A 7,070-nucleotide genomic window follows, 5' to 3' on the forward strand; every position below is an offset into this window, starting at 1 on the left:
CCGTATCCACTCCGAACGCCAGCACCGCTGGGGCCACACCAGAAACGCCGCCTGATCAACAAGAACCGACCCGCATTCGCGGACAACGCACTAGCGGACGTTTCGGGGGCGGAACTGGACGCTGATGCGGGGGCCGACGGGTCGGGCCGTCTTGGGGACGGCGTGCTCCCAGGTGCGCTGGCAGCTGCCGCCCATGACGAGCAGGTCGCCGTGGCCGAGCTCGTGCCGGATCGGCGTCGTCCCGCCGGCCTCCGTGCCGCCGGGGCGGGGATAGGCGCCAGTGCCCCTGCCGCCCGGGCGCGTAACCCAGCGGGGGTCGGCGGGGCCGCCTGCGCGGGGGCGTAGCAGGAGTGCCCGCGGGGCGCCGAGTATCAGGATCGCGACCATCGTGTCCTCGGTGGAGCCGCGGCCGGTCCGGTCGCCGTGCCAGGCGACGCTGTCGCGGCCGTCGCGGTAGAAGGCCAGCCCGACGGTCGTGAACCGCTCGCCGAGCTCCGCCACGTAATGCTCGTCGAGGGCCTGCCGGGCCGCGTCCAGGACCGGATCGGGAAGCGGCTGGCCCTGGTCGTAGAAGCGGAGCAGCCGGGGTACGTCGATCGTCCGGTCGTACATCGGCCGCCGCTCGGCCCGCCAGGGGACCTCGGCACGCAGCCGCTCGAACAGTGAGTCCGCACCCGCGATCCAATGCCGCCGCACGTCGACCCACGCCCCGCCGGCCAGCCGATGCCGTCGCAGCCCGGCGCCCGGCGGCCTGACCCGCGCCGCCGCTCCCGCGCCCGATACGCCCGCGTCGGCGAAGCCAGCGTCGCGCGGGGCGGGGTTGAGCAGATCCACGTGCGGCAGGTCCGTGTCGAGCAGGTCCGTGTCGAGCAGGTCCGTGTCGAGCAGTGACGCCTGGAATGGTGCTCCCACCATGCGATCACCTTATCAAACAGGTGTTCGAACGTGTGGTGAAATGGCGTTGATGGCCGTCCCGAGCGTGCTGTGACCCCCAGCGATAGTTGGCGGATCCAAGCCCAACTTGGCGGGTGCGGGTGCACCCGCACCGGCGGGAGATCGCGTAGGCGAGAACGAGTACTACTTGTCGGCTATGTCCTGGTGGCGATGAGCGCCCCGACTGTGACGGCTTCGACGAGGTCGGCGTCGGAGAGTTCCTGCAGCGCGTCTGTGAGGGTGTGTTCGAAGGCGGACCGCTGGTCGCCGAGAAGGTGGCGCAGGGGAATCGAGGTCGAGTAGAGGTAGCCGATGATCCGTTCGATGGTCCAGCGCCGGGAGAACTCGTAGGTGAAGCGTTCGACATGCTGGAACGCGGAGCGGGCGAGGACCGACTCGGGGCCTTCGGCGGCCTGCGTGGGCGCCGCGTGGGAGGGATTGTGGTCAGGCCCGAGGAAGCGCTGTTGCACCGCATCGACCATGCGCTGCCAGGGGGTGCTCGCCTGGACCAGGCAGGAGTCGCCGACGATTACCAGACCGCCGTCGTCGGTGACCATGCCGGCGAGAGCGGCGAGGACCTGGTCCCGGTCCATCCAGTGGAACGAGCGGCCCATCGTCACCAGCCGGAACCGCCCGAAGTTGCCTGGCAGGTCGCCGGAGCGGTCCAGCGTCCAGGTCACGTTGGTGATCCCGGCGGCCCTGGCCTGCGCGGCCGCCTCCTGCAGCATCTCTGCTTCCGGGTCAACGCCGACTGCCTCGCCGACGTGACGGGCGAGCGGGAGAGCCAGCTGGCCGGTGCCGCAGCCGAGGTCGAGGAGCCGGCCGGTGCCGTCGAGACGGAAGCGCCGCACCACCTCATCGATGAGCTCTGGAGGGTAGCCGGGTCGAAATCGCGCGTAGTACCAGGCTGTCCCGGCAAACAGGGCCGTAGGTAGTCCAGGGCCTTGGCGAGCTCTTCTCGGTCGGCGGCCTTGCCGGAGGCCTTATCGGCGAAGATCCGGATGCAGCCGACCCGGGTCAGCTGGGCGGTCTGCCGGTCGAGGCGCTGGTCTTTGGTCGACACCCGGGCGTACCCGACGAGGGCGCCGGTGAGGATCGCGGGCTCGGCGTCTAGGAAGTCGTCGGCGGCCTGACGGATCACCTGAGATGGCGGAGCCGTCGGGGAGGGTCGTCACACCTGGAAAGTGTAGGGAAAACGGCTCCCTCCGAGTTGTTGAACAATCGGAGTTCTCAACATGTTTTTCCGACAGATTTTCCGGGGCTGCCAGTTTGCGCGGGGGACTTCGGGCGGGGTGTTGAGAATCGATCGATTCTCAACACCCACCAGGTGTCGGCACTCGCTCGAATCGGCCTGCCACACTGCGGGCATGAACGGAAACTCTCCCGATGACGGGCTCGCCGCGAACCGCGCCCTCTGGGATGCTCGTGCCCAGGCACACGGCACGACCCCCAACGACATGCTCTACGACGTCGATTCGTTCCTGGCGGGCCGGCAGACGCTCTACGGGATCGAGTTGGAGCTGGCCGGTGATGTGACCGGCCAGGATGTGCTGCATCTGCAGTGCCACTTCGGCATGGACACACTCAACTGGGCCCGTCTGGGTGCCAGGGTCACCGGTGTCGATTTCTCGTCGACGGCGATCGTCCGGGCACGCGAGCTGGCCGAGCTCGCGGGCCTGACCGCCGATTTCGTCGAGGCGGACACGCAGAATCTACCGTCCGGCTTGGCGGGCAGGTTCGATCTGGTGATCGCCACCTACGGGGTGCTGTGCTGGATCGGGGACCTTGACGCGTGGATGCGTGGTGCGGCGATGGCGCTGCGGCCGGGAGGAAGGCTGGTGCTGGTCGACCTGCATCCCGCCTACCAGACCCTGGCCACCTATGAGCCGCTCGTGGCCGACTGGCCCTACGGTGGAGGGGAGCCCCAGCGTGAGGTCGTCACGGGCACGTATGCGGACCCGGACCTGCCGATGACCGCACAGGAGGTGGTCCAGTACCCGCACTCGGTGGGCGAGATCGTGACAGCGGCCGCCGGATCGGGACTGATCATCGACCGGCTCGGCGAGCACACCGAGGCCGAATTCCCCGGAAGTCGCATCCTGCCCGAAGGACCCGACGGCACCCGTCGGTTCCCGTTCGGCGACACCTACCTCCCGATCCTCTACTCGCTCCGAGCGAGATCACCCCGAACGGCCCCTGCGTAGCCGCCCGCGCGGCACGGTGCCCCGCCCGCGCCCGGCTGGAGGTCGAGCACACGGGCTTGGACGGCGAGCGGACGTTCGTGGATGGTGCACGCGAACACAACGGGCACCCGCCAGGATTTCCTCCAGGCTCCGCCGTGGCGTTGTTGGATGGTGCTCCCGTCTCCGGCCAGGCAGTCAGGGCAGTAGCGGGTGGACTGGGTGAACACCCAGCGGACGAGTCCGGTGATTCCGCTGGCCTGGCGGATCCAGATATCGGGGGCAAGGTCAAGTGGCGGGTAGCGACCGCCAAGGTTGGCCAGGGCCAACGCCGCGGCTTCCTGGGAGCTCAGCCGGGTCGCGTCGGCGAATCGCTGTGTGGTGGCCGGGTCCATCCAGAGCAGGCGTCTGGCTGGGATCGACGATTGCTGCTGGGGAAGGAGAAGTCCGGTGATAGCCGCCAGGTGCCCAAGGGGCTGGTCCAGCCGGTGCGCCAGCCGCAGCAGGTAGCCAGGCAGCGTTTCGTCGGACAGCGGGTCGAGGCTGCGGGGCAGCGGGCGAGATCTCATCGGCGCAGTCAGGCGGTGGAAGAAGTGCCGGGGTCGTCGAAGACGGTGCTGCGTGGTCGACGACGTGTCTTGGTGGTCGGCCGGGGGTGGCCGGGGACGGTGGGCAGCTCGCCGGCGGTGGGATCGCGGCGCGGCGGGTTGCCGAGGTTGATCGTGACGCCGTCCAACAGGTTGGAGGTCAGCCGCTCCTCGCCGCTGTCGAGTGCTGCCGTGCAGCCGTCCTCGATCAGCCGTTCCAGCAGGCCGACGATGCCGCCAGCGCGGCGGAACAGGTATTCGGGCGTGTCCCCGGCCGTGAGCATGCCGGGCTCGGCGCGCAGCAGCCGCAGCTGGTTCTCGATCCCGGCCAGATGGCTGATCCAGGCGTCGATGTCGGTGGGGGTGTCGTAGCGGAAGGGATCGAGGTCGACCAGGTCGAAACGGCGTTCGGTCTGGGTGGCGGCCTCGTCGCCGGCGGCCCGGCCGCGGGTGCCGGCGGGTGGGAACACCCATTGGCCGGTGCGCGGGTCGTGGCGGCCTTCGCGCAGCAGCCCGGAGGCGGGGATGCCGACACCGACGAGGACCAGGGTGACCGACATGCTCATCAGGCTGCGGATCAGGTCGAGCACGTCCTGGTCGGCTTCGCGGTGCATCTTCAACCGGGTGATGTCGTCGAGGATCAACACCTTGGTCCCGTGCTCGTGCAACGCGGTCTTCACCGTGCGCACCAGCTGCGGGAGGGTCATGTTCTTGTGCTGCTCCCCGTAGAAGTCGAGGATCGCCTCGCAGGTGCTCTTCGGTTTCGCGGTGACCGGGGTCTGGACGTAGGCGACGGGGGCGTGCAGATCGCGGGTGCCGGGCAGTGCATCCGGGTTGAGCTGGTGGTGGAGCTCCAGCCACTGTTCCTCGAAGACCGCTGCGGTCTCGCAGACGGTCTCGGTCTTGCCCTGGTAGCCGCCGCCGTTGACCATCAGCCCGGCCCGGGTGCTCGGCCTGAATTTGATCGCGTTGCTGCGGATTCGGGACATCATCACCCGCGACACCGCGGCGCTCATCGGTGTTTCCTGGACCACGAGGTTCGCGTGGGTGGCGAGCCGGTGCAGGTCGTGGAGCTGACGCTGGCGCGGGCTCATCGCCCGCCACTGCGCGAACGTCAAGCTGTAGGTTCCTCCGTTGATCTTCCAGTCGGGGCGAGCCACCGGGGTTTCCCAGACTCGGTGTCACTAGGCGCAGCACTGACTTACTGGGTTCCGATGGCAGTTCTGCTGGATGTCGCCGGACAGGCCGGCGTCGAGCATTGCATGTCCAGCGAGTCCGGGACCTTGATCTAATAGCTGGACAGGAAGTGCTGAACTTCCGGGGCGGCGAACTGGGCGCCGTACCCGGCGTTGAGGACAAGGCAGGCGACGGCGATGTCCTGGGCTGGGTCGAAGGCCACGAACCAGCTGTTGGGCTGCCCCTGGTTGTCGACGTCCGCGGTTCCTGTCTTGGCGTAGACGGTCGGGCCGAACCCGAGCCCGGCGGCCGTGCCCTCGGTGACCACATCGCGCATCATGGTTTTCAGCTGCGAGTCGACGCTGGCGGGCAGGGGCGTCGCGGCGATCTGCGAGGCTCCGGGCAGCAGAATGGGCTGCTTGAAGGTCCCGTCCGCGACGGTGGCCGCCACTGAGGCCATCGCGAGCGGAGACGCGGTGATGTGGCCCTGGCCGAACATGTTCTGGGCCAGCTCGGAGCCGCTGGCGCTTGCCGGCTGGTTGTAGTAGGTGGCAGGCTTGCCGAGGCCGATGTCCCAGGGCTGGTTGAGGCCGAAGTACTCCTTGGCGACCGAGGCGAGGCGGCCGTTGCTCTCCTGCTGCCACCACTGGCTGAACGCGTTGTTGCAGGACTGGGCGAAGTCGTAGGAGAACGGCGTCGACGCCGGCTCGGACTCGTCCTTATCGTTGTGGTAGCTGATGCCCTGCACCGTGTAGACGGCGGGGCAGGCGACCGGGGTGCTCGCGGTGAGGACCCCCTGGATGATCAGTGCCGCGGCCGAGATGATTTTTCCGGTCGAGCCTGGTGCCACCGCGGCGGTGAGCGCGAAGTCGTTGTAGCCGGCGTTGTTGGCGATGGCCAGGATCTGGCCGGTGGACGGCTGGATGGCGACGATCGAGCTTTGCGGGTGCTCCGCGACGACGCTGCGCGCGGCCTGTTCCGCCTTGGCGTTGATGGTGGTGGCCAGGGTGGCGTCGACCGGCGTGGTGATTGCAGCCCGGGTGCCCTTGACCGGCGTGCCGTCGGCGGACTGGATCTCGACGGCGAGTCCCGGTTGCCCCAGGTCCTTGGGTGGGCTGGCCTTCAGTAGTCCCGCGATCGTGTTCAGGCCCGGGTCCTGATACGAGGTGAGACTGTTGCCGCTGGAGTCGACGACGGACGTCGCCTTCGGCGCCACCGGGACGGCGGCGAGGTGGGTGGTCGCGGTGAGGTTCGGCGCGAGAGCGTCAGGTGCCCACGCGATGGACCACGCTGGCGAGTCCGGCTTCTGGTAGGCGACCAGCGACGAGTGGTAGCTCCAGGTACCACTGATCGTCCCGGTGCCTGCCGAGGTCGCGACCAGGGCGTTCACCGCGAAGGCGACCTTGACCCGCGGCGTCGACGCGGTCTCGGGCGGCGCCCTTTCGGTCAGCTCAGTGGCGCCGGTGGGCGAGCCGCTCAGCGTCCCGAGATGGAGGCCCTCGCGGTACGCGGCGAGCGCCGCCCCGGCGGCCTGCGGGCTGTCGGTGTAGCCGGCCGCCAACCCGAGGCTGCCGGCCCCCCACGCACGCAGGAACGCGGTGGTGATCTGCTCGCCGTCCTGCTCGGGGGAGGCCCCCGTCGGTACGAACCCGACGACGGGATGGCTCTTCTTGCCTGGCGCGATCACGCTCACGATGGTCGCGGTGACGCCGACCACGAGGACCACGGACACGGTCGTCACGAGCGTGATGAACTTCCACGGCCTCCTCCGGCCTCGGTGGCGCCTGGCCGGGCGAGGCGCGTCCTGCCACCCGCGCTCCGTGTCCGAGGGGGGCGGGTTCCGCCACTCGTACGCCGTGTCGTACTCCGCCTCCGGGTCGGCTGAGTTGTCCGGGTGGGCTGAGTTCTTCGACTCGTACCCCGTGTCTGCCCATGAACGGTTTTCGGCCGGATCCGGCGTCCACGGGTCCATGCCGCGCACGCTACGGGTGGCGATTCATGCCGTCAAAGGCAGACACGAGCGTTATGTGATGGCCAACACGGGGCGTGGCAGCTCAACGCTCGGCGCGGGCCGCCGCCGCCCGGACGCCGCGGTCCGCCCTAGTGCGGCCCCGCGTAAGTCCTGCGGGGGTTCAGTCGGTGGTGTAGGTGAGGTCTGCGTGGTAGAGCTCGCAGGCGTCGTCGAGGGCTTGGG

Annotated in this window: 6 protein-coding genes and 1 pseudogene; 1 reads left to right on the forward strand and 6 read right to left on the reverse strand. The window is 69.1% G+C overall.

The annotated features are described in order from the left end of the window. Window positions 1–90 precede the first annotated feature (90 nt). From BCD48_RS19760 to BCD48_RS54965, 3 genes and pseudogenes are all read right to left on the reverse strand, one after another. Window positions 91–915, reverse strand: coding sequence for an alpha-ketoglutarate-dependent dioxygenase AlkB (locus BCD48_RS19760; protein WP_083418912.1), 825 nt, complete (start codon window positions 913–915; stop codon window positions 91–93). A gap of 173 nt (window positions 916–1,088) precedes the next feature. Then, window positions 1,089–1,856 carry a class I SAM-dependent methyltransferase gene (locus BCD48_RS19765; RefSeq protein ID WP_071049913.1) on the reverse strand — a complete coding sequence of 256 codons (768 nt, stop codon included), beginning with the start codon at window positions 1,854–1,856 and terminating at the stop codon, window positions 1,089–1,091. A 59-nt stretch (window positions 1,857–1,915) separates the two neighbouring features. Further along, window positions 1,916–2,074, reverse strand: a pseudogene (locus BCD48_RS54965) (recombinase family protein); the annotation flags it as partial. 226 nt (window positions 2,075–2,300) lie between these two features. On the opposite strand from BCD48_RS54965, the gene BCD48_RS19770 reads away from it, so the two are divergent. Continuing rightward, window positions 2,301–3,137: a class I SAM-dependent methyltransferase gene (locus BCD48_RS19770; RefSeq protein WP_071049914.1), complete on the forward strand. Its 837-nt coding sequence runs from the start codon at window positions 2,301–2,303 to the stop codon at window positions 3,135–3,137. Here BCD48_RS19770 and BCD48_RS19775 read toward each other — a convergent pair. From BCD48_RS19775 to BCD48_RS19785, 3 genes are all read right to left on the reverse strand, one after another. Next, window positions 3,095–3,682 carry a TniQ family protein gene (locus BCD48_RS19775; RefSeq protein ID WP_071049915.1) on the reverse strand — a complete coding sequence of 196 codons (588 nt, stop codon included), beginning with the start codon at window positions 3,680–3,682 and terminating at the stop codon, window positions 3,095–3,097. The genes BCD48_RS19770 and BCD48_RS19775 overlap by 43 nt on opposite strands. An 8-nt stretch (window positions 3,683–3,690) precedes the next feature. Next, complete coding sequence (locus BCD48_RS19780) at window positions 3,691–4,860, reverse strand: AAA family ATPase (RefSeq protein WP_198543315.1); 1,170 nt, start codon at window positions 4,858–4,860, stop codon at window positions 3,691–3,693. 128 nt (window positions 4,861–4,988) lie between these two features. Beyond that, window positions 4,989–6,617, reverse strand: a complete 1,629-nt coding sequence (locus BCD48_RS19785; RefSeq protein WP_241841865.1) for a penicillin-binding transpeptidase domain-containing protein — start codon at window positions 6,615–6,617, stop codon at window positions 4,989–4,991. Window positions 6,618–7,070: the final 453 nt, after the last annotated feature.

Source organism: Pseudofrankia coriaricola (assembly GCF_001854805.1).
Lineage (GTDB): Bacteria > Actinomycetota > Actinomycetes > Frankiales > Frankiaceae > Pseudofrankia.

What these genes read in the sequence shown, in the direction of transcription:
- BCD48_RS19760 (WP_083418912.1), bottom strand. Translation starts at nt 915, where the DNA reads ATGGTGGGAGCACCATTCCAGGCGTCACTGCTCGACACGGACCTGCTC.
- BCD48_RS19770 (WP_071049914.1), top strand. Translation starts at nt 2,301, where the DNA reads ATGAACGGAAACTCTCCCGATGACGGGCTCGCCGCGAACCGCGCCCTC.
- BCD48_RS19775 (WP_071049915.1), bottom strand. Translation starts at nt 3,682, where the DNA reads ATGAGATCTCGCCCGCTGCCCCGCAGCCTCGACCCGCTGTCCGACGAA.